This is a genomic window from Nocardioides ultimimeridianus, from assembly GCF_054777895.1.
In genome coordinates, this window is sequence record NZ_BAAHAB010000004.1 from 478,762 (window position 1) to 503,703 (window position 24,942).

29 protein-coding genes are annotated in these 24,942 nt (G+C 71.3%); 15 read left to right on the plus strand and 14 right to left on the minus strand.

Annotated elements, in window-relative coordinates; all coding sequences use genetic code 11:
* The first annotated feature begins 4 nt into the window (after positions 1-4).
* Complete coding sequence (locus tag ACYU8V_RS04715) at positions 5-472, plus strand: VOC family protein (RefSeq protein ID WP_460845544.1); 468 nt, start codon at positions 5-7, stop codon at positions 470-472.
* On the opposite strand, the gene ACYU8V_RS04720 is transcribed toward ACYU8V_RS04715, so the two are convergent.
* A complete protein-coding gene (locus ACYU8V_RS04720; protein WP_460845545.1) occupies positions 469-2,145 on the minus strand; it encodes an NAD(P)/FAD-dependent oxidoreductase in 1,677 nt (558 codons plus the stop codon). The two genes, ACYU8V_RS04715 and ACYU8V_RS04720, sit on opposite strands and share 4 nt — an antisense overlap.
* Before the next feature lie 95 nt (positions 2,146-2,240).
* Between ACYU8V_RS04720 and ACYU8V_RS04725 the strand changes: the two genes are divergently transcribed.
* Both ACYU8V_RS04725 and ACYU8V_RS04730 read left to right on the plus strand, forming a co-directional pair.
* Positions 2,241-3,125 (plus strand): hypothetical protein, encoded by an 885-nt coding sequence (locus tag ACYU8V_RS04725; protein ID WP_460845547.1) that lies wholly within the window; start codon positions 2,241-2,243, stop codon positions 3,123-3,125.
* 87 nt (positions 3,126-3,212) lie between these two features.
* Positions 3,213-3,365, plus strand: a complete 153-nt coding sequence (locus tag ACYU8V_RS04730) for a hypothetical protein (protein ID WP_460845548.1) — start codon at positions 3,213-3,215, stop codon at positions 3,363-3,365.
* 20 nt (positions 3,366-3,385) lie between these two features.
* On the opposite strand, the gene ACYU8V_RS04735 is transcribed toward ACYU8V_RS04730, so the two are convergent.
* Positions 3,386-3,943 carry a nitroreductase family protein gene (locus tag ACYU8V_RS04735; RefSeq protein ID WP_460845549.1) on the minus strand — a complete coding sequence of 186 codons (558 nt, stop codon included), beginning with the start codon at positions 3,941-3,943 and terminating at the stop codon, positions 3,386-3,388.
* Positions 3,944-4,010: 67 nt separating this feature from the next.
* Here ACYU8V_RS04735 and ACYU8V_RS04740 point away from each other — a divergent pair, with 67 nt between their 5' ends.
* The 4 genes from ACYU8V_RS04740 to ACYU8V_RS04755 all read left to right on the plus strand — a co-directional run bounded on the left by ACYU8V_RS04740 (position 4,011) and on the right by ACYU8V_RS04755 (position 7,380).
* Positions 4,011-4,940 carry a methylenetetrahydrofolate reductase gene (locus ACYU8V_RS04740; protein ID WP_460845550.1) on the plus strand — a complete coding sequence of 310 codons (930 nt, stop codon included), beginning with the start codon at positions 4,011-4,013 and terminating at the stop codon, positions 4,938-4,940.
* A 370-nt stretch (positions 4,941-5,310) separates the two neighbouring features.
* The gene (locus ACYU8V_RS04745; protein ID WP_460845551.1) at positions 5,311-5,793 is read left to right on the plus strand and encodes a GNAT family N-acetyltransferase; all 483 of its coding nucleotides are present in this window, start codon (positions 5,311-5,313) and stop codon (positions 5,791-5,793) included.
* The gene (locus ACYU8V_RS04750) at positions 5,790-6,332 is read left to right on the plus strand and encodes a GNAT family N-acetyltransferase (RefSeq protein ID WP_460845553.1); all 543 of its coding nucleotides are present in this window, start codon (positions 5,790-5,792) and stop codon (positions 6,330-6,332) included. The genes ACYU8V_RS04745 and ACYU8V_RS04750 overlap by 4 nt, the downstream gene beginning before the upstream one ends.
* Before the next feature lie 523 nt (positions 6,333-6,855).
* Positions 6,856-7,380, plus strand: a complete 525-nt coding sequence (locus ACYU8V_RS04755) for a pyridoxamine 5'-phosphate oxidase family protein (RefSeq protein ID WP_460845554.1) — start codon at positions 6,856-6,858, stop codon at positions 7,378-7,380.
* Between the two features lie 184 nt (positions 7,381-7,564).
* On the opposite strand, the gene ACYU8V_RS04760 is transcribed toward ACYU8V_RS04755, so the two are convergent.
* The 5 genes from ACYU8V_RS04760 to ACYU8V_RS04780 all read right to left on the minus strand — a co-directional run bounded on the left by ACYU8V_RS04760 (position 7,565) and on the right by ACYU8V_RS04780 (position 11,041).
* Positions 7,565-8,026: a hypothetical protein gene (locus ACYU8V_RS04760; protein WP_460845555.1), complete on the minus strand. Its 462-nt coding sequence runs from the start codon at positions 8,024-8,026 to the stop codon at positions 7,565-7,567.
* A gap of 120 nt (positions 8,027-8,146) precedes the next feature.
* Positions 8,147-8,638: a GNAT family N-acetyltransferase gene (locus tag ACYU8V_RS04765; protein WP_460845556.1), complete on the minus strand. Its 492-nt coding sequence runs from the start codon at positions 8,636-8,638 to the stop codon at positions 8,147-8,149.
* Positions 8,632-9,300, minus strand: a complete 669-nt coding sequence (locus tag ACYU8V_RS04770) for a glutamine amidotransferase-related protein (protein ID WP_460845557.1) — start codon at positions 9,298-9,300, stop codon at positions 8,632-8,634. The genes ACYU8V_RS04765 and ACYU8V_RS04770 overlap by 7 nt, the downstream gene beginning before the upstream one ends.
* Before the next feature lie 63 nt (positions 9,301-9,363).
* Positions 9,364-10,239 carry a hypothetical protein gene (locus tag ACYU8V_RS04775; RefSeq protein WP_460845558.1) on the minus strand — a complete coding sequence of 292 codons (876 nt, stop codon included), beginning with the start codon at positions 10,237-10,239 and terminating at the stop codon, positions 9,364-9,366.
* Position 10,240: 1 nt separating this feature from the next.
* Positions 10,241-11,041 carry a phage tail tip lysozyme gene (locus ACYU8V_RS04780; RefSeq protein WP_460845560.1) on the minus strand — a complete coding sequence of 267 codons (801 nt, stop codon included), beginning with the start codon at positions 11,039-11,041 and terminating at the stop codon, positions 10,241-10,243.
* 253 nt (positions 11,042-11,294) lie between these two features.
* Here ACYU8V_RS04780 and ACYU8V_RS04785 point away from each other — a divergent pair, with 253 nt between their 5' ends.
* The gene (locus ACYU8V_RS04785) at positions 11,295-12,152 is read left to right on the plus strand and encodes a hypothetical protein (RefSeq protein ID WP_460845562.1); all 858 of its coding nucleotides are present in this window, start codon (positions 11,295-11,297) and stop codon (positions 12,150-12,152) included.
* Between the two features lie 3 nt (positions 12,153-12,155).
* Here the strand turns inward: ACYU8V_RS04785 and dtd are convergent, their stop codons facing one another.
* Entirely contained in the window at positions 12,156-12,584 is a 429-nt protein-coding gene (gene dtd, locus ACYU8V_RS04790; RefSeq protein WP_460845563.1) for a D-aminoacyl-tRNA deacylase, read from the minus strand.
* 126 nt (positions 12,585-12,710) lie between these two features.
* Between dtd and ACYU8V_RS04795 the strand changes: the two genes are divergently transcribed.
* On the plus strand, positions 12,711-12,986 hold the full coding sequence (locus ACYU8V_RS04795) for a Fe-S cluster assembly protein HesB (RefSeq protein WP_460845564.1): 276 nt from the start codon (positions 12,711-12,713) through the stop codon (positions 12,984-12,986).
* Between the two features lie 19 nt (positions 12,987-13,005).
* On the opposite strand, the gene ACYU8V_RS04800 is transcribed toward ACYU8V_RS04795, so the two are convergent.
* Genes ACYU8V_RS04800 through ACYU8V_RS04810 form a run of 3 tightly spaced genes read right to left on the minus strand, consistent with a single transcriptional unit; the run spans position 13,006 to position 15,792 of the window.
* On the minus strand, positions 13,006-14,007 hold the full coding sequence (locus tag ACYU8V_RS04800) for a cytochrome d ubiquinol oxidase subunit II (protein WP_460845565.1): 1,002 nt from the start codon (positions 14,005-14,007) through the stop codon (positions 13,006-13,008).
* Entirely contained in the window at positions 14,004-15,377 is a 1,374-nt protein-coding gene (locus tag ACYU8V_RS04805; RefSeq protein ID WP_460845566.1) for a cytochrome ubiquinol oxidase subunit I, read from the minus strand. The genes ACYU8V_RS04800 and ACYU8V_RS04805 overlap by 4 nt, the downstream gene beginning before the upstream one ends.
* A gap of 52 nt (positions 15,378-15,429) precedes the next feature.
* Entirely contained in the window at positions 15,430-15,792 is a 363-nt protein-coding gene (locus ACYU8V_RS04810) for a hypothetical protein (protein WP_460845567.1), read from the minus strand.
* On the opposite strand from ACYU8V_RS04810, the gene ACYU8V_RS04815 reads away from it, so the two are divergent.
* Positions 15,791-15,931: a hypothetical protein gene (locus ACYU8V_RS04815; RefSeq protein WP_460845568.1), complete on the plus strand. Its 141-nt coding sequence runs from the start codon at positions 15,791-15,793 to the stop codon at positions 15,929-15,931. The genes ACYU8V_RS04810 and ACYU8V_RS04815 overlap by 2 nt on opposite strands.
* A 22-nt stretch (positions 15,932-15,953) precedes the next feature.
* Here the strand turns inward: ACYU8V_RS04815 and ACYU8V_RS04820 are convergent, their stop codons facing one another.
* Both ACYU8V_RS04820 and ACYU8V_RS04825 read right to left on the minus strand, forming a co-directional pair.
* Positions 15,954-16,505 (minus strand): cysteine hydrolase family protein, encoded by a 552-nt coding sequence (locus ACYU8V_RS04820; protein ID WP_460845570.1) that lies wholly within the window; start codon positions 16,503-16,505, stop codon positions 15,954-15,956.
* Positions 16,502-17,374, minus strand: coding sequence for an LLM class F420-dependent oxidoreductase (locus tag ACYU8V_RS04825; protein ID WP_460845571.1), 873 nt, complete (start codon positions 17,372-17,374; stop codon positions 16,502-16,504). Before ACYU8V_RS04825 ends, ACYU8V_RS04820 begins: the two co-directional genes overlap by 4 nt.
* A 101-nt stretch (positions 17,375-17,475) precedes the next feature.
* Here ACYU8V_RS04825 and ACYU8V_RS04830 point away from each other — a divergent pair, with 101 nt between their 5' ends.
* Genes ACYU8V_RS04830 through ACYU8V_RS04840 form a run of 3 tightly spaced genes read left to right on the plus strand, consistent with a single transcriptional unit; the run spans position 17,476 to position 21,437 of the window.
* On the plus strand, positions 17,476-19,497 hold the full coding sequence (locus ACYU8V_RS04830) for a hypothetical protein (protein WP_460845572.1): 2,022 nt from the start codon (positions 17,476-17,478) through the stop codon (positions 19,495-19,497).
* 19 nt (positions 19,498-19,516) lie between these two features.
* Positions 19,517-20,260, plus strand: coding sequence for a peptidylprolyl isomerase (locus ACYU8V_RS04835; protein ID WP_460845573.1), 744 nt, complete (start codon positions 19,517-19,519; stop codon positions 20,258-20,260).
* 55 nt (positions 20,261-20,315) lie between these two features.
* Positions 20,316-21,437: a hypothetical protein gene (locus tag ACYU8V_RS04840; RefSeq protein ID WP_460845574.1), complete on the plus strand. Its 1,122-nt coding sequence runs from the start codon at positions 20,316-20,318 to the stop codon at positions 21,435-21,437.
* Here ACYU8V_RS04840 and ACYU8V_RS04845 read toward each other — a convergent pair.
* Entirely contained in the window at positions 21,431-22,309 is an 879-nt protein-coding gene (locus tag ACYU8V_RS04845) for an SDR family NAD(P)-dependent oxidoreductase (RefSeq protein WP_460845576.1), read from the minus strand. The genes ACYU8V_RS04840 and ACYU8V_RS04845 overlap by 7 nt on opposite strands.
* Positions 22,310-22,383: 74 nt before the next feature.
* Here ACYU8V_RS04845 and ACYU8V_RS04850 point away from each other — a divergent pair, with 74 nt between their 5' ends.
* Positions 22,384-23,808 (plus strand): DNA recombination protein RmuC, encoded by a 1,425-nt coding sequence (locus tag ACYU8V_RS04850; RefSeq protein WP_460845577.1) that lies wholly within the window; start codon positions 22,384-22,386, stop codon positions 23,806-23,808.
* 38 nt (positions 23,809-23,846) lie between these two features.
* On the plus strand, positions 23,847-24,941 hold the full coding sequence (locus ACYU8V_RS04855) for a hypothetical protein (protein WP_460845578.1): 1,095 nt from the start codon (positions 23,847-23,849) through the stop codon (positions 24,939-24,941).
* The last annotated feature ends 1 nt before the right edge of the window (position 24,942 follow it).

The window sequence follows — 24,942 nt, forward strand, 5'->3', positions numbered from 1 at the left end:
CGGCATGGACACCCCGCTCCGTCAGGTCCAGGTCACCGTCGACTGCCACGACCCGCGCTCCCTGTCGCGGTTCTGGTGCGCCGTCCTCGGCTACGTGATCCCCGCGCCACCGGGCATGGAGGTCGTCGAGGGCGACGACCCGCTCGCCGCGTGGGACGTCTTCCTGGAGCGCGTCGGCGTGCCTCGCGCCGAGTGGAACGCACGCTCGGCGATCCAGGACCCGACCGGCCGGGGCCCGCGGATCTTCTTCCAGCAGGTGCCTGAGGACAAGGTGGTCAAGAACCGGCTCCACCTCGACGTGCGCGCTGCGCCCGGGCTGTCGGGTGAGGACCGGATGGAGGCCCTGGAGGCCGAGTGCGCACGCCTCGTTGCGCTCGGGGCGACGCGTCAGCAGCGGACCGAGGCCGGCGCGATGGACCAGGGCTTCATCGTGATGCAGGACCCTGAGGGCAACGAGTTCTGCCTGGACTAGTGATCGGCCAGGTACTGGTGCACCAGCGGTACGACGGACGCGCCCTCACCCGACGCCGACGCGACCCGCTTCATCGACCCGGCGCGGATGTCGCCGACGCAGAAGATGCCCGGCAGGCAGGTCGCCAGGCTCTCCGGCGGCCTGCCGTCGATCCAGTGGTCGGTCGGCACGTCCCTGCCGGTCTGCACGTAGCCCCGGTCGTCGAAGCAGATCGCGTCGGGCAGCCAGTCGCAGTTGGGCTGGGCGCCGAGCAGCAGGTAGAGCCCGTCGCAGGCCACGTCGCGCACGTTCCCCGTCTCGACGTCGCGGATCGAGATGGCCTCCAGGGCCACGTCCCCGCGCGCGCCGACGACCTCGGAGCAGGGCTGCACCTTGATGCGCGGGCTGTAGGACAGCTCCTTGATCAGGTACGCCGACATCGTCTCCTCCAGCCCGCGCCGGCGGACCAGCACGGTGACCGAGCGGGCGAAGCGCGCCAGGTGGATGGCGGCCTGCCCGGCGGAGTTGCCGCCGCCGACGACGTACACGTCCCGGCCGGTCATCGAGCGCGCGGTGCTCGCGGCGGCGCCGTACTGGACGCCCTTGCCGACCATCGCCTCGACGCTGTCGACCCCGAGCCGCCGGTAGTCGACCCCGCTGGCGATCACGACCGTCCGGGCGAGGACGTCGCCGCCGGCGGTGACCAGGCGATGGGGCTCCCCGGGAGCGCCGGGGACCAGTGACGTCACGTCCCAGCCGGTGAAGAAGCGGGTGCCGAACCGGATCGCCTGGCCGCGGGCGCGCTGGGCCAGTCGCATGCCGGAGATGCCCCGCGGGAAGCCGAGGTAATTGCGGATCATCGAGGACGTGCCGGCCTGCCCGCCGATCGCCTCGGCCTCGATGGCGACCGTCGAGAGACCCTCGGACGAGCCGTAGACCGCGGCGGCGAGACCGGCAGGCCCCGCGCCCACGACCGCCAGGTCCACCACGCCGAGGTCGGCGACCTTCTGCGGTGCGCCGTACATCCGCGCGGCGACGTCGCGCACGCTGGTGACCGAGGCCGCCTCCTTGGTGAGCGACCAGACGACCGGCAGCGTCATGTCGGCGCCGTCGGCCGCGAGCTGGTCCAGGATCCGGCGGCCGACCTCGGAGTCGGGGGAGTAGGTGTGCGACGGCATCCCCATCCGGTCCAGGAAGTCACGGATCTGTACGACGAGCGGGTCGTTGCCCTCCGTGATGATCTTGGCCGATGCGACCTCCGGGTCGGCCACGGTCGAGCCCCAGTCGGAGAGCAGCTCGGTGATCGCGGTGTGGAACTCCTCGTCCCGGGCTCCGCGCGGCATGAGCAGGTAGGCGTCGTACTTGCCCATCGCCAGGCCGGGCCGCAGCTCGTCGGCCTGGCGCAGGAAGTGGTCGATGTGGGCCGCGACGATGCGGCGGGCGGTCGGGATGATCGAGCGCCACGTGGACACCGCCTCATAGAAGGTGGTGCCGGGCAGCACGGACTCGGTGACGAGCAGCGCGATCGGCCGCCCCTGGGCGACCAGGGTGGCGAGATCGGCGGTCATCTCGACCGACGAGCCGTGGCAGTGGATGTCGTAGTCCCCGGCGTACCGGGAGAACTCCCGGTCGAGGATGTCGGCGTGCTCCGGCGCGCAGATCGCGATGACGGGCGTGGTGGGGGCCTCGGGCATGGCCCCATCATCGCGGACAGGGGGATACGGCGTTCCGCCATCTACACTGCCTCGTCCGGCTCGGTGGGGGCCGGCACGATCCTGGGGAGGGTCCGATGAGGTACCGAGTGCTGGCGGTCGCCGCGGCTGCCCTGTTGTCCGTGCTGGTCTCCGCACCGGCGCACGCCGTCCCACCCGAGGTCACCTTCGACTACAACTCGGTGGACACCGTCTACCCGGCGCCCGACGGCTACGTGGACACGATCAAGTTCACCTGGACCGTCTCGCCGCAGCCGGTCGGCCTGACGCTCGAGGTGATGAAGATCGTGCCCGGGCTCGACCCGCAGGCGGTCCGCACCCTGACGCTCGATCCGGCCACCACGACGTACACCTGGAACGGCCGGACGGACGCGGGGGCGCTCGCGGGCGCGGGCGACTACTTCCCGCGGGTGATGGCCGACAACGGCACCGACCCGATCTCCGGGTCCGCCGGCTGGCAGTTCGCCGTCTCGGCCAAGCGGCTCGTCTCGAAGACCTGGACCAAGTCGCTGTCGGCCTCCGGCTCGCTGAAGGACAAGCAGGTCGGCGCCTGCTCCACGCTCCGCAAGCCGGGGAAGATGCTCGGTGCCGGATCGCTCGGCTACTACAGCCTGGCCCGCTGCCGGCGTACCTCCAACGGTGCCGGCGACATCACCACGATCCACGGCGTGACGCTGCCTGCCGCCTTCCGGCCCGGCAAGGTGCGCTTCTCGGTCTACAGCGGTGCCGTCAAGCGGGGCGGCGCGGTGGGCTTCGTCCCGCTCAGCCGGTCGGTCGGCGCCATCGGCGCCGGCACGGCGCTCCTGGGTCCGGCGCGCGCCTGGCACACGACCCCGGCGGTCGCCGCGAGCCAGATGCTCCGCTCGGACCGCCGCATCATGTGGGGCATCGCCGCGCTGGCCCACAGCCGCTACGACGTCAAGACCATCAAGGTGATCTACAGCTACCAGATCCTGCAGTAGCCCCGGCGGGCTCCGGGGGAGCTGTCGAAATCGGGCTCCCCGCTTCGTCGTACTCATGAAGGCAACGAGACGACGCAGGAGGCCGTCATGTGGGACACCGTTCAGACCGCCACGATCCACCTCTCGCACGACCGCCCGTGCGACCTGTGCGGACACGCCGCGCACAGCTACCTGCCGTGCGGCGACCACTGCGCATGTGTACCGCGCCCGGTCCCGGGCGTGATGCCGTCGGCCGCGTGATCCCGGCTGAGCAGCAGCGGTCAGTCGGACCGGCACCAGGTGACGTCGGTCCGGGTACGACGCTCGCGGCTCGTCCCGGTGCCGGCGTGCGTCACGGCCGCACCCAGCGGCAGCCCGACCGCGGCCATGCTGGTCACCTCCCAGTGCGGAGGTACGCCGAACTCCGCCGCGACGCCGTCCCGGTCGAACGCGCGGAACTGGTGGACCGCGAGACCCAGCGCGTGCGCCTGGAACGTCAGGTGCGCGACGGCCTGGCCGAGGTCGTAGTGCGCGAACTCGGAGTACTCCAGGTCGGTGCCCTCGACGCGGCGCTGGCTCAGGTTGGCGATGAGCACACCGGCGTCCGGAGCCCACGCCGACGAGCTGCGCGCCAGGTGCCGCACCAGCCGGCGGTGCACCTCGTCGCCGCGGATCCCCACGACGAACGCCCAGGGCTGGGAGTTCCCGGCGGACGGCGCCAGCCGGGCGGCGTCGAGCAGGGAATCGACCTCGCGGTCGGTCACCACGTGGCGAGCGTCGTACCGGGTCGGGCTGAAGCGCTCCCGGGCGAACCGGGAGAGCGTGTCGAGGTCGGGCACGTCGGGTGCAACCGCGCCCGGGCGCGCTCTATGCCGGACGGGGCCCGCTGTTGGCTAACGTCGGGGCATGGACCTGGCTCAGACGATTCGCGCGCGGGGGAGTGAGTTCCTCCTCTTCGCGCTGACGCCCCCGCGGGTCGCGGTCTCGGCGGAGCGCGCGCAGGAGATCGCCGACGCCACCGCGAAGCGGCTCTCGGCGTTGAGCCTGGACGGCCTGGTGCTCTACGACATCGACGACGAGAGCGACCGCAATCCCGAGGAGCGGCCGTTCCCGTTCCTGCCGACGATGGACCCGGCGGCGTACCTGGCTCGCAACCTCGCCGGCTGGCGCACCCCGGTCGTGGTCTACCGCGCGGTCGGGAAGTACGACGAGGCCGACCTGCTGTCCTGGCTCGACGCCCAGGACGCCGCCCGCGCGCTCACCGTCTTCGTCGGCGCATCGTCGCGCGAGAAGCACTCCGCGACCTCGCTGGCGCGGGCCCAGCAACTGCACGGCGAGGCCCGGCCCGACCTGCTGCTCGGCGGCGTCGCGATCCCGGAGCGGCACACCCGCCGGGGCGAGGAGCACCTGCGGCTGATCGCCAAGCAGGACGCCGGCTGCTCGTTCTTCGTCACCCAGGTCGTCTACGACGTCAACGCCGCGAAGGACCTCGTCTCCGACTACCGCTACGAGTGCGAGGCGCGCGGCCTGGCTCCGGTCCCGATCGTGTTCACGTTCTCGGTGTGCGGCTCCACCAAGACCCTGGAGTTCCTGCAGTGGCTCGGCGTCGACGTCCCGCGCTGGATCGAGAACGACCTGCGCCACGCGGACGACACGCTGCAGGCGTCGTACGACCTGGCGCTGGCGGCGGCACGCGAGCTCATCGCGTTCTGTCGCCACCGGGACGTCCCGTTCGGCATCAACGTCGAGAGCGTGTCGATCCGGGCCGCCGAGATCGAGGCCTCGGTGGCGCTGGCTGACGCTCTCGGACGTGAGCTGCGCTCAGAAGCCCGCTGACACAACTCGCCAGGTGCACGGATGCGCTCAACACCAGGGGAGCACGTTATGTCAGGTCGCGCGACGAGCGGCCCGGGCTTCGAACGGTCGTCGGCACGAGCGTCCGGCCCGGCCTGGGCTCCGCGCGGACGCGAGCTGCGACTCCAGCTCGTCTCGGGCCGATGTGGCGAGCTGCGCGCCACGGCGTACGAGGATGTCGAAACGCGGTGCGAGCAAGGCCATCGAGCAGAACACGCCCAAGGCGCCTGACAAACCCCTCTCGCTCAGCCTGACAAAGTGCCGATAAGTGACATTATGTCAGTCCGTGTCGGGAGAGCCCCTCTCCCGACTGGCTGGATCTGACGCAGAACGCTCCGCCTATCGTGTGCAGGTGCTTCCTGACCCGACATCGAGACTTCGATTTCGCGAGATGACCGAGGCAGACCTCTCCGACATCGCGACCCTGCAGATCGGTGGATCGCGTGGACCGTCCGGCTGGATCGAATGGACACGAAGCAACTACGACGACCACGGGTTCGGGCTGTGGGTCATCGAGACGCACACCGGGGAGTTCGTGGGCGACTGCGGCCTGACGATGCAGGAGGTCGAGGGCGAGTGGTACGTCGAGGCCGGCTGGCACGTGCGATCGGCACTCCAACGTCAGGGATATGCCAGCGAAGCCGCCGCTGCGGTGCGGACGGCTGCCGCAGACGGCGGCGTGGAGCATCTCGTCGCGATCATTCGTCCGTCCAATGTCGCCTCCCAACGGGTCGCGATGCGCATCGGCCTCACCCTCGAGCGCGAAGTGCACAAGAACGGCGGTCCTGCGCTCGTGTTCGGCGCCGACCTGCGATCTGACGTGGTTGCGCCATGAATGGTGCCGATGGGTTCGACGTGCGCGTCATCGGTGCCGACGAGCTTCCGATCCTGCGATGGCTGTGGCAGGCGTTCCGCGCCGACCTCGCCTCGGTCGTACACGGCCTTCCGTACGCCGACGGTCGCTACCAGGCGAAGGACGTCGACGATCTTCCCCGCCCCGACGTCGTCGGCTATCTCGCATGGCGGCCCCACCCGAACACCGGTGAGGACGCGCCCATCGCCTTCGCCCTCGTCGACGGGATCGGCCTGGCCGAGCGATCCGTCAGCGGGTTCTGGGTGGCTCCAGCGGCGCGGCGGGACGGCGTCGGGATCCGCCTCGCCCTGGACGTCCTCGCCCGACACCCCGGTCCCTGGGCGATCGCCTTCCAGCACGAGAATCCGTATGCCGCCTCCTTCTGGCGTCGTGTCGCCGACCGGGCATTCGGGGCGTCCGGGTGGACCGAGGAGCGTGTGCCGGTGCCGGGGCGGCCGCACGTTCCTGCGGACCATTGGATCCATGGCCAGTACCGGGATGGAAACGCATCTGCCCACTAGTTCGGGGAGCGCCTCTCCCCTGGCTCGTCGGTGATCGGAAGTCGGCCGCGCTGACTCACGCATCCGAACTGTCGCGTTCGCCCCGTCTGCCTGGAACGAACGGTGAGGGTCGCGTACGAGACGCCGGAGATGTCGCGCCTGCGAGGCCCGAAGGACAACTCGGTCGCGTCGATCGACCACGTCTCAGGTTGCGCGCCCCGACGCTGCGATGCGGGGTCGGGCACGAGCTCGAGTCGGCCGTCGGCCCCCAACCGGAGCTCGCCGCTGAGTCCCCATCCGCCCCCGGTCCGGCGCTCGCGCACCTGGCTCCACCAGCGCAGGTCGCCCGACTCGACGAGCTCGTCGGCGCGAGCGGCCGCTCGTGTCGTCCGAAGCCGCAGCAGCGCAACCGTCACGACAGAACCGACGACGGCGCCCGCCACCGGGAGCAATGCCCACAGCATGATCACTTCCTCCGCGTTCCTCCCCCGCCGAGATCATCATGTCCCCAAGCGCAGGACCGTACGCTGCGAGAATCGCCCTCATGCCGCTCACGAACCCCTGGCTCTCCGGTCCTACGCCGACGGCGGAGCTGCCTCGGGACGTGCTGGAGGAGCGCATCCTGAACCTGCTGTCCACGCAGAACATGGCGGTCGTCGCGACGGTGAACCGGGACGGATCCCCCGCGGCCACGCCGATCCGCTACTTCAGTCTTGGCTTCGAGATCTTCTACACGAGCTGGAACGAGTCGGTGAAGTCGAGGAACCTCCGCCGCGACCCGCGCGTGTCGGCCGGCATCTTCGCGCCCCTCGTGGGACAGGCCAGCAGCCGCGGCGCGCAGCTGTTCGGCACCGCGCGGACGCTGGAGCGTGACGACCCGGCCGCCGACGGGTACTGGGAGGCGGTCAGGTGGCAGGCCGACCACGTCGAACGTGGCCGTTCGCTCGAGGAGCCGCCGGCCGATCCCCTGACGATCATCACTCCGACCCGGATCCTGTACACCGAGCACTGGCTTCGTCGATCCGGCTACTCCCCCAGACAGACCTGGCGCCCCGATGCCGATGGCTGACGACGCGACGGCGGCGACGCCCGGCACGTGCGGCGCCTTCCTCGCACGATCCGCCCGACGAGCATCGCCTCGCTGCGCGTCGCTGCGGCCGACGGGCACGGCGTCGTCCGCAACGCACCCGACGCCTGAGGCGATCTCAGCCATTACCTGCACTGCGAGCAGCCGCACCCGATGAGGCGCCTCCTCAGTCGAACGTGAGACGGAGACCGAAGAAGCCGGTCACAGACTGGAGCCGACCCCGCTCCGAGAGCACGACGAAGTCGGTGCCGACGGATCCCGGGAATTGCGCGCGGGCGCCACCCTGGTCGACCAACTGCCAGCTGAAGGCCACGTAGCGAGCATGCATCACGGGCGTGCCGACAGGCCGTAGGTGCCAGCCGGCGAAGGCAGGCAGAAACACGCCGTTGATGTGCTCGACGAGCTCCGTCGGCCCGATCGGGCCGACCATGGAGTCGGCGAAGGTGCCGTCGGGTTCCCAGATCTCTGCAGCTTCTCTGCGTCGATGTTCCAGGTCCACGTCGTGCCGCCAGAGGGCGGCGTACCTCCCGAGCAGCTGCAGGATCGCCGCTCCCTCGGCCTCGAAGTGGTCCCTCGTGCGCACCTCGATGGCGTCCAGCGCCTCGGCAAGAAGAGTGCTCGTCTCCATGGTGCGACTGTAGGCACCCGCACCGACATCGGAGCAGTCCCGTACATCCTGCTGCCCCGGGCGGCCGGTCCTCCGGACGGCGGCCGCCGGGAGGTCCCGTCCGTGCTCTCCGAGCACGGATCACGAGGCAGGCCCGCGGACCATCCGGAGCTCGACCCCGAACGGCTCGGACGTGGTCGCGCCGTCGAGGCGGAACCCCTGCCGCTCGTAGAACCCGATCGCACGCTCGTTGCCCTCCAGCACCCAGAGGTACGCCGGCGCCGACCCGATCGCGGCGACGAGCAGCCGGTGACCGACGCCCGCGCCGTACACCTCGGCCCGGACGTAGAGCGCCATCAGCTCCAGCCCCGGCAGGTCCGCACGCGGCTCGTCCCGCCCCGGACCCGTGCTGGCGAACCCGAGCAACCGCCCGTCATCGCTCACGGCGAGCAGCGAGGAGGACGCCGTACCACCGAGGATCTCGCGCCAGCGGGCGATCCGCTCGGCGCGCCCGGCGCGACGCTCGGTGAACACAGTGGCGGGCATCAGGTCGGCATATGCCTCCTCCCAGACGTCGAGGTGGAGGTCGGTCAGCTCCTCGGCGTCATCGGCCGCCGCCGCACGGATCAGCACGTCACCGCCCGGACGAAGGCGTCGATGAGCGGGTGGATGGGCGCACCGCTCGACGCTCCGATGTGGGGCTGGAACATGCTGGTCACGTAGAACGGCTGATCGGGGAACTCCAGTACCTCGGCCGCGACGCCCTCGCCGGTCGCGCCCACCACGACACCGCGCGCCTCCAGCAGTGCGACGCTCTCCCCCGACGGCCCGTAGCCGCAGAAGTGCATGCCGCGGAACGGCCCCTCCACCCAACCCGCGAACCGTGTGCCCGCCACCGGCCACACGGTGGTCTCGATGCCCTGCAGCGAGCACGCGAGCGGTACGACGGCGTTGTCCTCGCGCGAGCCGTCCGACTCCGCGTGCGTGGCCTCAACGCCCAGCTCGCTCCGCAGGAACTCCAGCACCGCGTACTGCATGCCGCCGCAGGTCCCGAGGAACGGTGTGCCGCTCCCCCGGATCTCCCGCAGCGCGCCGAAGACCGCACGATCGTCGGCGTACGGCGATCCCGGGACCAGCCAGATGCCGTCGTACGCCGCGATGTCGAACGCCGAGTCCGTCGGCACCCACTCCACCACCACGCCGTACGCCGCGACCAGCCGAGGCACCAACGCGTTGAGCTCCTGGTGGCTGCGGTGGCCGCGGTCGTCGCCGAGCAACCCGATCGTCCGAGGCACGACGCGAGCGTAGCGAGCCGGCACGGGCGCAGGACCCGTGCCGGCTCGCCGGCCCCGACGCGATCAGCCGGTGATGCGGTAGTAGCGGTACATCTTGTAGTGCGTGGTCGGCCACCCACCCAGCGTCGAGCTGCTGAAGTGCGCGCCGGTGATGTGCTGCGGCGGCAGCTCGCCGTTCGCTCCCCCTCCGAAGTCGAAGTAGTTGAAGCTGCCGTCGCTGTTCCAGCTGTCGAACATCCAGACATGGCCGTCGACGGTGTTGTCGAAGACGTCGCCGCGCAGCACCGTGGACGAGCTCAGGGCGCTGCGCTGCGACGACACCGACAGGTCGTACTTCTTGATGAACCTGGTCGTGTCCGCCGCGATGCCCGAGGTGTTCTCGTCCTCGTTGACGTGCAGCGCCATGCCGACGAAGCCCGAGCAGTCCGGCCGGTAGTGGCGGGTGTCGCCCAGGTCCCACTGGGTGCTGCCGTCGTTGGCGTCGTACTGCAACGCACGCAGGTACCAGTCCCGCATCCGCGTGGCGACCTCCGAGCGCGAGATCGTCCCGCCGACCGCGGACGGTCCCGGCATCGCGGTGGCGACGTCGACGGAGTTGATCGGCGTGAAGTCGACGCTGCCCGACCAGTCCTGCGGGTGGTACGTGCAGCTGCCGCCGTCGTACGCCGTGCACAGGCCGACCGACGCCCCGCCGGTCTGGTTGTTGAGCACGTAGTGGCTGCCGTACATGTTGCTGAGGTTGAACGCGCCGTAGTCGTAGTACCTCAGCTGCGGTACGTCGCCGTTCCAGCCGGCGTTCTGCGGGTAGATGCACACGTAGCCGGAGCCGCAGCCGTGCACCGTCGAGGTGGAGGCCGTGGCGGGCTGGGCGCCGAGCCCGCCGGTCGCCACGGAGGCGACAGCAGCCGCGGCCAGGGCCGCCTTGGCGAGGGTGCGCATGTCAGCCGAACATCCGGTAGGCGGTGGCCGCGTAGGACTCGCGGGTCGCGGTCTGGCAGTTGCCGCAGCGCTCGTAGTAGGTCTGGAAGGCGATCGTGGCGTTGTTCACCGAGGTCGCGTTGGCCAGCGCCGACTTGCCGAAGTACGACGGGTTGTAGTTGAGCTCGTAGGTGATGAACCGCTCCTCGGCGCTGATCGCGTACGCACTCTGGCCGAGCGTCCCGGCGTACCAGACCATGTTGTCGCTGCCGTTGGTGTCCCAGCGGCCGCCCGCGCTCCACTGCGCGATCCCGTGGCCGACCCCGTCGGAGGCGTACGGGTTGAGCTCGGCGCCGGACTCCTGCACCAGGTTGCCGACCACACCGGCCGCGGCGATCTTGGAGTAGCCGGCCGACTGCATGTAGCGGAAGACGGTGTACTGGTTGCCCGGCTCGAGGGCGATCGAGTTGACCGGGGTCAGGTCCACGTCGGCGTACCAGCCGGCGCCGTGCCAGGTGCAGCCACCGCCGCCGTACTGCGTGCAGGTCGCGGCCACCGCTCCCCCGGTCTGGTTGTTGAAGACCCGGTGCGAGCCATACATGTTCGACAGGTCGTGGGCGCCGTACGCCGACCACGCGAGCTGCGGGACCCCGTTGTTCCAGGAGGCGCCCGGGTAGACGCAGACGTCGCCGGCCGGGCAGCCGTTCACCGTTCCCGCGTACGCCGGAGCGACGGCCGAGGTGACGGTGAAGGCCCCGATGAGGGCGAGCGCGAGCGCGGCGAGCTTGGCCAGGGGGCGGAAGTGCTGGGTGGTGCGGTTCATGTCGGCTCCTGTTCGTCGGCGGCCACCGCCCGATGCGGTGGTGCTGTGCCGGGACGCAACCAGCGGCTCGACCGGTGCCGCAACGAGTTCCGCGTTCAGTTCGGTTCTGAACGGTTCGGGAAGGTCCGGCGGGCCGTTCTGAACGCAGGCGATTTCTTCACCTGCAGGGTCTGGTGGGCGCCGCGACGGGCCGATAGGTTCACCCGCACACTCCTCATCGGGCAGCGGGGTTCTCGGGATGCAAGCAGATGTGATGACGGCACGGTTGGACCGCGTCGAGACGTGGGACGACTACCGCGAGGTGCTGCGCGAGCTCCATGCGAGCACCGGCGCCCCGAAGTACGGGACGCTGTCGGCCGGGAGCGGGCTGGCGAAGTCCGCCATCTCCGGCCTGATCGGCGCGAACCCGGTGCAGCGCCCCTCGGAGAGCAACAGCCTGCGCTTCGTCGAGGCGTGCCTGGCCCACGCCCACCGCGACCCGGCCGAGATCGGCGACGCGGTGGTCACCTGGCGCGGCACCTGGCAGCGCCTGCGGGCGGCCGACGACGGCCTGAGCCCGTCGGTGGCTGCGGCACCGACGCCGGCGGAGCCTGCCGAGCAGCCTGTCGCTCCGCCACCCCGCAGCCGCCGAAGCCACCGCCGCACCGCCCTCGTCGCAGCCATCGGCAGCGCGGTCGCGGCCGTGGTCGCCGGGACCGTCTGGCTCGCGCAGCCGTCCCCCGCGGCGCCGCCGGCCCCCGCACCCAGCCTGGCGGCCGCGACGCCGGCGACCGGCTGCACCGAGGCGGGAGCCGACCAGCGCGACGTACGCCTGCACCGGCACTGGGACAGCGTGTACGTCTGCCCGACGAGCCGCGCGATGGTCTACCAGTGGGCGCGGGTCTCCGGGGCACCGATCGGGGTGCTCCGGTCGAACCCGAGCTGGATCGTGTGCTGGACCCACGGCGAGACGGTGGCCGGCTCCGACGTCTGGTACTACACCCAGGGCGACGACGAGCTCGGCATGGACGCCCTGGACTCCTGGGGCTTCATCAGCGCGGCCGACGTCGACGTCGCCCAGCACCCCGACCCCGGCATCGCCCGGCGCTGCGCGTTCCCGACCCGGCCCTGAGCCTCACGGGCTCTCGAGCAGGATCGTCACCGGCCCGTCGTTGACCGACGCGACCTCCATCTGCGCGCCGAAGACCCCGCGCTCCACGTGGGCGCCGAGCTCGCCCAGAGCGGCGCAGAACGCCTGGTAGAGCGGCTCGGAGACGGCGCCCGGCGCGGCCTCGGTCCAGGAGGGACGGCGGCCCTTGCGGGCATCGCCGTACAGGGTGAACTGGGAGATCACCAGGATCGGGGCGCCGACGTCGGAGGCCGACTGCTCCTCGGCGAGGATCCGCAGACCCCAGATCTTGCGCGCCATCCATGCGATCTCGGACGGCCCGTCGCCGTGGCCGACGCCCAGCAGCACGAGCAGGCCGGGGGCGGGCAGCTCGCCGACGACCTCCCCCGCCACCGACACGGATGCCGACGAGACCCGCGTGACCACAGAGCGCACCCCGCCAGCCTTTCACGGCCCCCGGAAACCGCTCCGCCGGACCCGCCGAGACCCGGCTCGCCTTGAACGAGGCAGCAGAAAGTGTTCTGGTGGAGGTGACCAGCCCACATCTCGGAAGGCGAATCAATGCTCACCCTCACCGACAACGCCACCACGATCGTCAAGTCGATCACGGCCCAGCCCGGCGCGGAGGCGCTCCGGATCAGCGCGGCCGAAGGCACCGACGGCCTGGCGGTGGCCACGGCCACCGCACCGCAGAACGAGGACCAGATCGTCGAGCAGGACGGTGCGACCGTCTTCCTCGACGCCGGCGCGGCCGAGCAGCTCGACGACAAGATCCTCGACGCCGCGGTCGACGACGCCGGCAACCTGCAGTTCTCGCTCGACGTCCAGCACGCCTAGACGGTCCGGTCGCTCGCCGTCAGTGCTCGCTCCACTCCTCGGACTGGGTCAGCCGGAACAGGTAGAACAGCGCCGGCCCCACCAGGAGTGCGGCGAGCACGACGGCGACGACCAGGCCCTCCAGCGTCGCCCGCGCCCCCGCGGCCTGCTGGATGGTCAGCTGATCCACCAGCAGCCAGGGGTACTGCCCCATCCCCCATCCCGACACCACCGCGGCGACCGCGGTGACGGCCGTCAGGCGCGCGACCCGGTAGCGCCGGCGCCACAGCAGCACCAGCGTCGCCAGGCCCGCGAGCGCTGAGAGTACGACGAGCGGGGCCGCTCGGCCCTCGAGCCCGTCACTGAGCCGCGGGGCGTCGTGCTCGATCGGCACGAGCGCGGCGAAGACCACCGCACCGGTGACGATGCCGACCCCGAGGGTCTGGATGCGCAGTCGCCCGGCGAGGGCGGCGTGGTGGTTGCGCTCGGCGTCCGCGGTGAGGAACGCCCCGGCGAGGAACGCGCACGTGCCGACCGCGATGACGCCACCGAAGAGCGAGGTGGGGTTCAGCCACGAGGACCACAGGTCGCCGTGGCCGGTGGCCGGCACCCGCCCGGACGCGATGCCGCCCGCGACGGTGCCGAGGAAGAACGGCGTGATGACCGACGAGGTCGCGAAGACGACGCCGAACAGCCGCGCCTGGTTGAGCGTGGCGGCGTACTTGCGGAACGCGAAGGCGGCGCCGCGCAGCACGATGCCGAGCAGGGCGAGCAGCAGCGGCAGCACCAGCGTGCTCATCGCGGGCGCGAACGAGCTGGGGAACCCGGTCCACCACACCACGAGCACGTAGATCAGCCACACGTGGTTGGCCTCCCACACCGGGCCGATGCTGTGGTCGACGAGGGTGCGCAGCTCGGCTCCCCGGCGGCTGCCGCCGGCGATCAGGTCGAAGAACCCGGAGCCGAAGTCGGCGCCGCCGAGCACGGCGTACGCGATGACGCCGACGAACAGGGCGGCCGCGACCACCACCTCCAGGCTCATCGCGCCTCCCCCGTGGTCGCCGGGGCGTACGGACTCGGCAGCTCGGTCTCGCCCGCCCGCCAGCGTCGCGCCATCGAGCGGAGCACGACGTAGGCGCCGATCGTCATGGCGGTGTAGAGCAGGAAGCTGGCACCGAAGAGCAGCCAGAGCTTGCCGGTGTAGTCACCGACGGCGTCGGTGGTGCGCAGGATCCCGTAGACGATCCACGGCTGCCGGCCGACCTCGGTGGCGACCCAGCCGGCCTCGAGGGCGGTGATCGCGAGCGGCCCGGCGATCGCGGCAAAGCGCAGGAACCAGCGCCTCTCGGTCAGGTCCCTCCCCCGCCGCCGCTGGATCCAGAACAGCACCACGACCAGCGCCAGGAGCGTGCCGATGCCGACCATCGTCTGGAACGCCCAGTGCGTCATGTTTACCGGCGGCTGGTCGGCGACCGGGATCGAGTCCAGACCGGGCACCGGCTTGGTCGGCGAGTTCATGGCGATCAGCGAGCCGATGCCGGGGATGTCGATGGCGCCGTAGACGTGGCCGTGGATCAGTACCCCGCCGAGCCGCAGCGGCGAGGGGCTCTCGGCGTGGGTCGCCAACTCCATCGCCGCGAGCTTGGACGGCTGCCGGTCGGCGAGCCCCATGCCGAGGATGTGGCCCATGAAAGGCTGGAGCAGCGCCGCGACCGAGGCGAACACGAAGGGCACCAGGAAGCCGAGCCGGTGGTGCTCGTCGCGCCGGCCGCGGAGCATGCCGACGGCGTACACCCCCGCGACGGTGAAGCCGGTCAGCATATACGCCGCCAGCCACATGTGCGCGAACTGCAGGAAGGCGTGGCTGTTGAACAGGACCGTCCACGGATGGACGTCGGTGACGGTGCCGTCCGGCGTCAGTCGGAACCCGACCGGCACGTTCATCCAGGCGTTGACGGCGAGCACGCAGTAGGCACCGACGATGCCCATCGCTGCCATCGGCAGGACCATCCACACGTGCTGACGCGGCGGGATCCGGCCCCAGCCGTAGAGGTAGATGCCGAGGAAGATCGCCTCCAGGAAGAAGGCGAGCCCCTCGAACGCGAACGGCAGGCCGAGGACGTCGCCGTACTTGCCCATCAGGCCGGGCCACAGCAGGCCCATCTCGAAGCTGAGCACCGTGCCGGACACCGCGCCGATCGCGAACAGCACGGCCGCGACCTTCCCCCACCGCTTGGCCAGGCCGAGCGCGACCTCGTCGCCCCGGCGTACGCCGCGCAGGTGCATCGCGAAGATCATCGCCGGGAACGCGACGCCGAACGCCGCCAGGATGATGTGCCAGCCCAGCGACATCGCCATCTGCTCCCGTGCCGGGAGGAGGCCTGCAGGATCGGCGGTGAGGCTCGTGATCACGACACCGAAACTACGCGGTGGGAGTCCGCGACACCCGCGCTTGTGAAAGTTTTCACATAACCGGCGACGGTCCGAGCCGGAGCGCCTCACGCAGCGCGTCGAGCTGCGCCACAGCGGGCCCGAGCGGGTAGGGATGTCTCCGCGAGGCCGGCGAGGTGATCGCGTCGCTCAGCAGGCGCGTCGACGTCGTGGTCACGGCCAGGCGCCACCTCGGCCCGCCGTGCCAGCTCGCGCGGCTCCGCACGAGGTCGACCCCCACCACGTCGGTGGACGCCACGACGACGGAGCGGTACAGCCGCCTCAGCCGAGGCACCGGGACCGACACCGTGGCCGGGTAGTGACTGAAGTCGACGATCACCGGGGCGCGCAGCCGGAAGGCTCGGTACACCAACAGCACTCCGACGCCCAGCACCATGACGAACACACACTCGCCGGCATGCCGCGTGCTCGAGCTGAGGTACGGCGACGACTCCCACCGCGGGCCGAGCCTCACCACCGTCACCATCGCCACGAGCCAGTGCCCGAAGGCCGTGAAGGTCGCTGCCCACCAGTAGTCGGTCCAACGGAAGGACCTGGTCAGAACGACACCTCGGTCGCGGTGGCGATCGCCGCGGTCCGTCCCGGGGCGGACTGGCCCTCCCACAGCTCGTTGAGGTAGCGGATCATCTGCTCCGGCGGCGGGAAGTCCCCGTACTGGCGCAGGTCCTCGGTGGTGTGCGCGTCGGTCACCAGGGTCACGTCGTAGCCGCGGGTGAAGGCGCCATGGATCGTGGAGCGGATGCAGAAGTCGGTCTGCGCGCCGGCGACGACCAGGTGACCGACCCCGCGCTCGGCCAGGACGTCCTCCAGGTCGGTCGCCTCGAAGGAGTCGCCGTAGGACTTGTGGATCCAGGGCTCGCCCGGGGCGGCGACGAGCTCCGGGACGTACTCCCATCCCTCGCTGCCGCGCGGCAGGCCGTCGTCGGAGTGCTGCACCCACACCACCGGTACGCCGCCGGTCCGCGCGCGCTCGACGAGCTGGGCGATGGTGGCGATCACCGGCTCGGCGTTGATCGACGTGGCCATGACCTCCTTCTGGACGTCGATGACGAGCAGCGCCGTCGCGTCGCGGCCTTCCAGGGTGGTCATCCGAGCTCCTTCAGCGGGGTCACGACCTTGTCGACGACGGCGGTCGTCCACGCCACGGGGTCGTCGGTGGGCGGCATCATGGTCACCAGGTCGATGCCGAGCGCGGCGTAGGGCCGCATCGCGGCCAGGAACGCGTGCGGGTCGGCCGCCGGGTCCTCGTGCACCAGGAGCGTCTTGCGGATGGTGTCGTAGTCACGGCCGACCGCGTCGCAGTGGCCGCGCAGCACGTCCAGCTTGTGCTCCACGGTGGCGGGGTCGTCGCTGGCGAACAGGTTGCACGCGTCGGCGTACTGGGCCACGAGGCGGAGCGTCTTGCGCTCCCCCGAGCCGCCGATCATGATCGGCACGGTGCCGCGCACGGGCTGCGGCAGGCAGATCGTCTCGGCCAGGCGGTAGTGCTCGCCGGCGTACGGACCGTCGTCCTCGCTCCACATCTGCCGTGCGATCTGCAGTGTCTCCTCGAGCCGCTCGAACCGCTCCGCCGTCGACGGGAACGGGACGCCGAGCCCCTCGTGCTCCCGGTCGTACCAGGCCGCGCCGATCCCCAACCACGCCCGCCCGCGGGACAGCACATCGAGGGTGGTGACGATCTTGGCGAGCAGCCCGGGATGGCGGTACGTCGTCCCGGTGACCAGCACGCCGAGGTCGATGTCGCTCGTGGCCGCCGCCAGGTAGCCCAGCGTCGTGTAGCACTCCAGCATCGGCTCGAACGGCCCGCCGAACGGGATCATCTGGAAGTAGTGGTCCATGACCGTGAACAGCGCGACCCCGCCCTGGTCGGCGATGGTCGCGGTCTCGGTGAGGCGATCGGCCAGCGTGGCCTGCCAGTCGGGGTGGGTGAAGTTGGCGTAGTGGATGCCCAGGTCCATGCACCCAACCTATGACCTGTTTGGTCACGAGGGCGCCGGGTATGACTGCACCGCCGAGGCCGCCCGTTCCAGGGCGGCCCGTCCGCTACTCGAGGGAACCGATGTCGAAGCTCGTCGTGCGCGCTGTACTGGCCGCTGTCCTGGGAGCCGCAGCGCTCCCGTTCCTGTCCTCGCCGGCCCACGCCGCCACCGTGACCATCCACATGCGCGCGACCGCTCCGGGAGGCGCGCCCCTCGACAACGTCCGCTGGAACGTCTTCACCCAGGACGCGACCGGCACCTGGGACCACGGCGTTCAGGCGGGCCCGCTCCTCACCGACGCCGACGGCTGGATGAGCCTCCCCGTCGACACCGCGCGGCCCTACCGGTACTGCTTCTACGACGACGACTACGTGTTCAACACCCGGACCCAGCGGTACGCCGACGTCTGCGTCGACAACCCCGTCGACAACACGGTCGTGACCATGGCTCCCGATGGGCTGTCGCTGACGGTCGGGCACCCCTGGATCGACGGCACCGCGGCCGTGGGCAAGACGCTCACCGTGCGTCCGGGCGTGTGGGGACCGTCCGGAGTCGCCCTCGCCTACCAGTGGGTCTCCTACGACAACGCCGGCAACCGGACTCCGATCGCCGGCGCCACCGGCACGACGTACACGCCGACCGCGGCCGACACGGGCGACATGATCGCGGTCGAGGTCACCGGCACCAAGGCCGGCTACCGCACGGCCGTCACCGGATTCGGCATCGGCCGGGTCGGCGGCACCACCCCGACGATGTCCGGAACGCTCGCCATCTCGGGCACCGCGATGCCAGGGAACACCCTGACCGCGGTCACCGGAGCCTTCGTCCCCTCCGACACCTCGGCGGCGCTGGCCTGGTACGTCGACGGCAAGAAGGTCGGCGTCGGGACGGACGTCGACTCCAGCAGCCTCCAGATCACCCCGGCGATGGCCGGCGCCACCATCGAGCTCGACATGACGGCGTACCGCTGGCCGAACACCGCCGGCGAGTGCTGCACCGACCAGCTCTACGCCTCCGCCCAGGTCGTCGTCGGCGGCGGCGTCACCGGCACGACGCCGACCGTGTCCGGCAGCGCGATCGTCGGATCGACCCTGACGGCCGACGCCGGCAGCTGGGGCCCGAGCGGCGTGAGCCTCGCCTACCAGTGGTCCGCGGCCGGTACGCCGATCGCCGGCGCGACGACCTCGACCTACCAGCCGGTCGCGGCGGACCGGGGGAAGACGATCACCGTGACCGTCACCGGCACCCTGGCCGGCGGCTACCCGCCGGTCAGCAGGACGTCGGCGGCGACCGCGGCCGTGCGCGGCGTCCTGACCTCGGCCACCCCGACGATCAGCGGGACGCCGAAGGTCGGCTCGACGCTCACCGCGAACCCCGGGGCCTGGTCCCCGACCCCGAGCTTCAGCTACCAGTGGTCCGTCGACGGCACGCCGGTCCCGGGTGCCACGGCGGCCACCTACGCGCCGGGCTCGGCCGACCTGGGGAAGGCCGTCACCGTCGCCGTGACCGGTGCCCTCTCCGGCTACGTCACGACGACGAAGGCCTCGGCGCCGACCGCGGCGGTCACGACCGGCCAGCTCACCGCGGCCGCGCCGACCATCTCGGGCACCGCGATCGTCGGCAGGACGCTGAGCGCCGTCACGGGCACCTGGTCGCCGACGCCCTCCTTCACCTACCAGTGGCTCCGTGCCGGTGTCCCGATCCCCGGCGCGACCGGGGCCACCTACCGGCTGGTCGCCGCCGACACCGGCAAGCAGATCACCGCGCAGGTGACCGGCACGAGGGACGGCTACGCCACCACCACGCTCGGCTCAGCGCCGACGGCGGCCGTCAAGGGCGTGTTCGCGACGGCGCCCACCCCGACGATCGTCGGGACCGCCCGGGTCGGGCGGACGCTGACCGCCAAGCCGGGGACGTGGTCACCGGGCGCGACCCTGCGCTACCAGTGGCTGCGCAACGGCCGGGTGATCACCGGCGCCACCCGGGCGACGTACGCGCTGGTGCGGGCCGACCGTGGCACGCGGATCACGGTGCGTGTCACGGGATCGCACAGCGGCTACCTGACCGTCGTGAGGACCTCCGCCGCACGTCGGATCGGCTGAGCGCCGTACCATTCCGGCCATGCTGAAGCGCGCGCTCGCCGTCCCTGCCGTCCTGCTGCCACTGCTCGCCACCGCCGCGTGCGGGAGCGACACCACGGCGTCCGACTCCGCGGGCACCACGACGTCGGCGGCGACCTCCGCCGGCACGACGACGGCGACCGCGAGCGGCGGGACGTGCCAGTACGTCGCCGACGGATCGCAGCCGGCCAAGGCCGTCACTCCCCCGCCGAGCACGCCGGAGTACACCGGCAAGGTCACCGCGACCTTCACCATGTCCTTCGGCACGATGAAGGCGACGCTGGATGCCGACAGCGCTCCCTGCACCGTCGAGTCCTTCGCCTCCCTGGTCAAGCAGGGCTACTACGACGGCAGCTCCTGCCACCGCGAGGGCAACGACCCCGGCTTCGAGTTCCTGCAGTGCGGGGACCCGTTGTTCGACCCGAAGCACCCGAACCCGCAGACCGACGGCACCCACGGTCCGGGCTACACCATCCCCGACGAGCTGACCGGCCAGGAGACCTACCCGGCCGGCACGCTCGCGATGGCCAACACCGGCCAGCCGAACTCCGGCGGCGGCCAGTTCTTCATCTGCTTCGGCGACTCCCAGTTCCCGCCGGCGTACACCGTGTGGGGCCACCTGGACGCGGCATCGCTCGCGCTGTTGAAGAAGGCGACGAAGTCGGGCAACGACGGCGCCTTCGCCTCGGTCGGTGGCGGCTACCCGAACACGCCGATCACGTTCAAGACGGTCAAGGTCGGCTGACGCCGGGCGACCTCCGGCGTAGGTTGTCGGCAACTGCTACCGGAGGGACTCGGGCATGAGCCGCTGGAGGGGCGTCCTCGCGACGCTGGTCACCGCGACCGTCGTCGGCACGTCGGCGGTCGCGGCGCCGCCCGCGTCGGCGACGCTCTACCCCTCCAGCACCTACGTCGACCCAGCCACCTTCCCCGCCGGTACGCCGCCGGTGACCTCCTACCTGCGCGGGCGGACCATCCATCCTGGCGGTGACCAGCCGCCCCTCGCGATGCCCAAGGCGTGGCTGGGCAGGCTCCAGCTCGTCGGGCGCACCTCGCGCGGCTGGTACGTCTCGCGGATCACGTGGACGTCGACCACGCTGACCAGCGAGCTGTACCGGGTGACCCGCCACGCCCGCACCCTTGTGGCGAAGCGGACGACTGACCGCAACCACTCCACACAGTGGTTCCTCAGCTCCGACAACCAGCGCATCGTCTCGGTCCAGGGTGGCATCTGGCCGGCGGTGGACGACCACCTGCAGGTCCTCGACCTGGACGGGCGACTCGTCCGCAAGCGCGCCGACAAGTGGGCGAAGCTGACCTACCTGGGCTCCACCGAGGACGACGTGTGGATCGGCTGGGGCGACGGCGTGATCCACCGCTGGAGCATGGCCACGGGCAAGGACCACACGGTCGTCGACGAGGACGGCGCCGTCGCGCTTCCGGCGTACGACCGGCTGTTCACCTTCACGACCGCCAACCCGGTCGGTGTCGACTCCCGACGGCTCAGCTCCCCGGGCACCCCGACCTGGTCCTCCGGCGTCGACTGGACCCCGGAGGCGGTCTCCCCCGACGGTCGGTACGTCGCCGGGGTGCTGGGCCGCCCCATCGCGGACCAGGACGAGTGCGGGGACGGCATCGTGATCGCCCGGATGAGCGACGGCACCGTCGTCCAGAGCCTCACGTTCAACGACGGGACCCTCGATCGCTCGCAAGCGTGGCCGTGCGTGGTGGGTGACGTGTGGTGGGACGCCGGCGACAGCGTCCTGTTCGACTACCGCTTCGACGCCGTGAACCCTGCCGTGCACCAGCGCATGGTCGGCCGCTGCGACCTGGCCGGCAGCTGCACCGTGGCGATCCCCGACGCCACGATCACGCACCGCAGCGTGATGGACTTCCACAACAACGAGCGGGTGTCCTACTGAGGCAGCCCGACCAGCTCTGCGGAGCGGTCCCAGAGGGCGCGCGCAAGCTGCGCGTCCTCGGCACTCCTGGAGCGCTTCGCGGGGGCGGGCCAGCCGTAGAGCTCGGTACGGCCGTGCGGACCGGTGTAGCTGCCGCCCGGGACGTCCATCGTCGCCGCGTAGACGGTGTTGAGGGCGCCGCGCCAGGTCGGCATCCCCACCAGGTTGTGGCCCCACTCGGCGACCGCGGTCACGAGCGGGTTGCCGGTGCTGCCCGTGATCGCGCTGGCGGTCGCGCCCGGGTGGGCACCGACCGCGCGCACCGGTGATCCCTCGGCCCGCAGCCGACGGTCGAGCTCGGCGAGGAAGAGCAGGCAGGCGAGCTTGCTGGCGGCGTACGCCGGGAAGACCTGGTACGGCCGCCGCTCCCACGCCAGATCGTCGAGATCGAGTACGCCGCGGCGGTGCTCGCGCGATCCGGTGATCACCACCCGGTCGGTGATCCGCGGCAGCAGCAGCCGGGTGAGCAGGTAGTGCCCGAGGTGGTTGGCGGCGAAGTGCTCCTCGACGCCGGCCGCGGTCACGCGGTGGGGCACGCCGAGGATGCCGGCGTTGTTGATCAGCACGTCGACCGGGCCGTCGAGATCCGCCGCGAAGGCACGGACCGAGTCGAGGTCGGAGACGTCGATCCGGCGTACCTCCACCCGGCCCTTGTCGTGGCCGGGGACGGTCCGCGCCGCCGCCTCGGCCTTCTCGACGTTGCGACAGGCGAGCACGACCGAGGCGCCGCGCGAGCCGAGGATCTGCGCGGTCGACAGGCCGATGCCGGAGTTCGCCCCGGTGATCACGAACCGGCGGCCGGGCTGGGGCGGGACGGAGGTCCAGGGACGCATGCCGGAAGGTTCCCACAGGGGCGGCCCCGGCGTGGGCGAGGGATTGTGTCGGCCGTTCCTGTTTGGATGAACGCATGGTTGTCGTGGTGCTCCTGACGGGTCTCGTGGTCGGTGCGGTCATCGGTGCGCTGGTGGCGCGCCAGCGTGCCGAGGCGGCCGTCGCGCCCGTGCGCGAGGAGCTCGCCCGCACCCGCACCGAGCTGCTCGAGGCACAGGCCGACGCGGTCGCGCTGCGCCAGTCGGCGGCCGCCGCCGAGCAGCTCGGGCTGGCGCAGCTCGACGCGGCGCTCGCGCGGGTGCGCGAGCAGGAGGCGACCAACCGCACCGCGCTGCAGGCCGAGCTCGCCAGCGCCCAGGCCTCCCTGGTCGAGCTGCGCGAGGCCCTCGCGCACGCCCAGACCCAGCACCGGCAGCTGGTCGAGGAGGGTCGCCGCGCGCAGGCCGAGCGGGAGAAGTCCGACTCCGGCCAGACCCAGGTGCTCAAGACCCTGACCCCCATCGTCGAGCACCTGCGCTCGATGCAGGGCAAGGTCGACGACCTCGAGCGCGCCCGGGTCCGGCAGCACACCGAGCTCGCCACCCAGATCCAGCAGACCCAGCGCTCGGTCGAGGAGTCACGCAAGGCCGCCGACACGCTCTCATCGGTCCTCAAGAACAACGCGGTCCGCGGCGCCTGGGGCGAGACCCAGCTCCGCACGCTGGTGGAGACCGCCGGCCTGCTCAACCGGGTCGACTTCGACCTGCAGACCTCGGTGGTCGCCGACTCCGGCGACCGGCGGCCGGACATGGTGATCAACCTGCCCGGCGGCAAGCAGATGGCGATCGACGCGAAGGTCCCCTACAACGCCTTCATGGACGCCCACCGCGACGGCATCGCGCCGGAGGACCGCCAGCGGCTGCTCGAGGACCACGCCCGCAAGGTGCGCGGGCACGTCGACGCGCTCGCGAAGAAGGGCTACTGGACCGGCCTGGACATCAGCCCCGAGTTCACCGTCGCCTTCATCCCCAACGAGCAGCTCCTCAACGCCGCGCTCGAGGTCGACCCGTCGCTGATGGAGCACGCCTTCAAGCAGGGCATCGTGCTGGCCACCCCGACCAACCTGTGGGGCCTGCTCAAGACGGTGGCGTTCACCTGGAAGCAGGAGGCGCTCACCGAGGACGCCCAGCAGCTCTTCGAGCTCGGCCAGGTCCTCTACCGCCGCATCCTCAAGCTCGCCGAGCACGTGGACAAGCTCGGCCGCTCGCTGCAGCGCAGCGTCAAGGACTACAACGCCTTCACCGGCTCGCTGGAGCGCACCGTCCTGCCGGCGGCCCGCAAGCTCAACGCCGCCGACCCGATCTCGACGATCCCGGTGCCGATGGAGCTCGAGGAGGCGCCGCGGTCCCTGACGGCCGGCGACTTCGAGGCGATCGCGGACATCGAGCGAGACGAGCTCACCTTCGACTTCGGCGAGACCGTCGTGGATGCCGAGATCGTCGAGGACCGCGACGCCGGCTGAGCACGGTTAGGCGGACGCGGTCGGGGCAGGCTGTCGGCGTGAAGAAGCTCTGGGCGCTCGGCGCCGCCGTGATCGTCGTCTGTGTGGTCGTCGGCCTGGTCGTGTGGCGCCACATCGCCTCCGGCGTCGCGGCCGGGACCGTGATCGAGGTCGACGAGCTCGGGACCACGACGACCGAGCGCGTGCAGGTCGAGGTGCCGAACGCGGCGTACAGCGTGGAGGTCACCCAGCCCCTGTCGTCCTTGCCCCCGCACGCGATCGCGTCCTCGATCGGTCTGCAGCATGATGCCGAGGACGGCATCTCCGGCGGCGGCCGGTTCGTCGGCCTCGACCTCGACCGGATCGACCGCTCGGCGCTGCCCACAACCGTCGCCGCGGTCAGTGGCACGACGCCGACGACGCTCGTCCTGGTCGCCGACGGCAGGCGCATCGACCTTCCGACCGCGACGGACCTCGCCGTTCCCGATCAGGCTGTGTACGTCGCGCTGCCGTCCGATCCGAAGAGCCTCGACCTGGATGTCACCGTCGAGGGGACGACCCAGCACCTCGACCTGCTGCATGTGGGGACCGCGGACCACGGCGCTGCGTCGGCCTACTACGACGCAGCGGCCCTGCTCCGCTCCGCGACCGACGCGGCCCAGTGCCTCCGAGCCCGAGTGAGCCTCTCGGCGGGACAGTTCGACCCCGGCCCCGACTCCGGCGCGATCCACTTCGAGGTGCCGCAGCCGATCGTCGCCGTGCCCTACGTCGCGGGGCTGGGATGGGCGGCGGCGGGTCGGGTCTGGCTGGTCGTGCCGATCACCACCCGCTTCGACCAGGGCACCTTCGTCACCTGGCCGCGCTTCGGCGCCCCGGGAGAGGTCCTCTACCTCCCGACACTGCAGAGGACGACGGTGCGGGTCGACGGTCGCACCCCGGGCTCCAGCGTCGCGTTCTACGCGGGCAGCACCGCGGACCTGGCGAGGTCGAACCAAAGCGGCGCCTACTACGTCTTCAACGTCGCGGGCTCGACGCACACGCTGCAGTTCTCGCAGGTCTACGCCGACAGGCTCCATCGCAACGACCGCCCCGCTCCGGCCGGCGCGCCCGAGCGGATCACCGGACGGGTCAGCTGCTCGTTCGCGATCAGCTGAC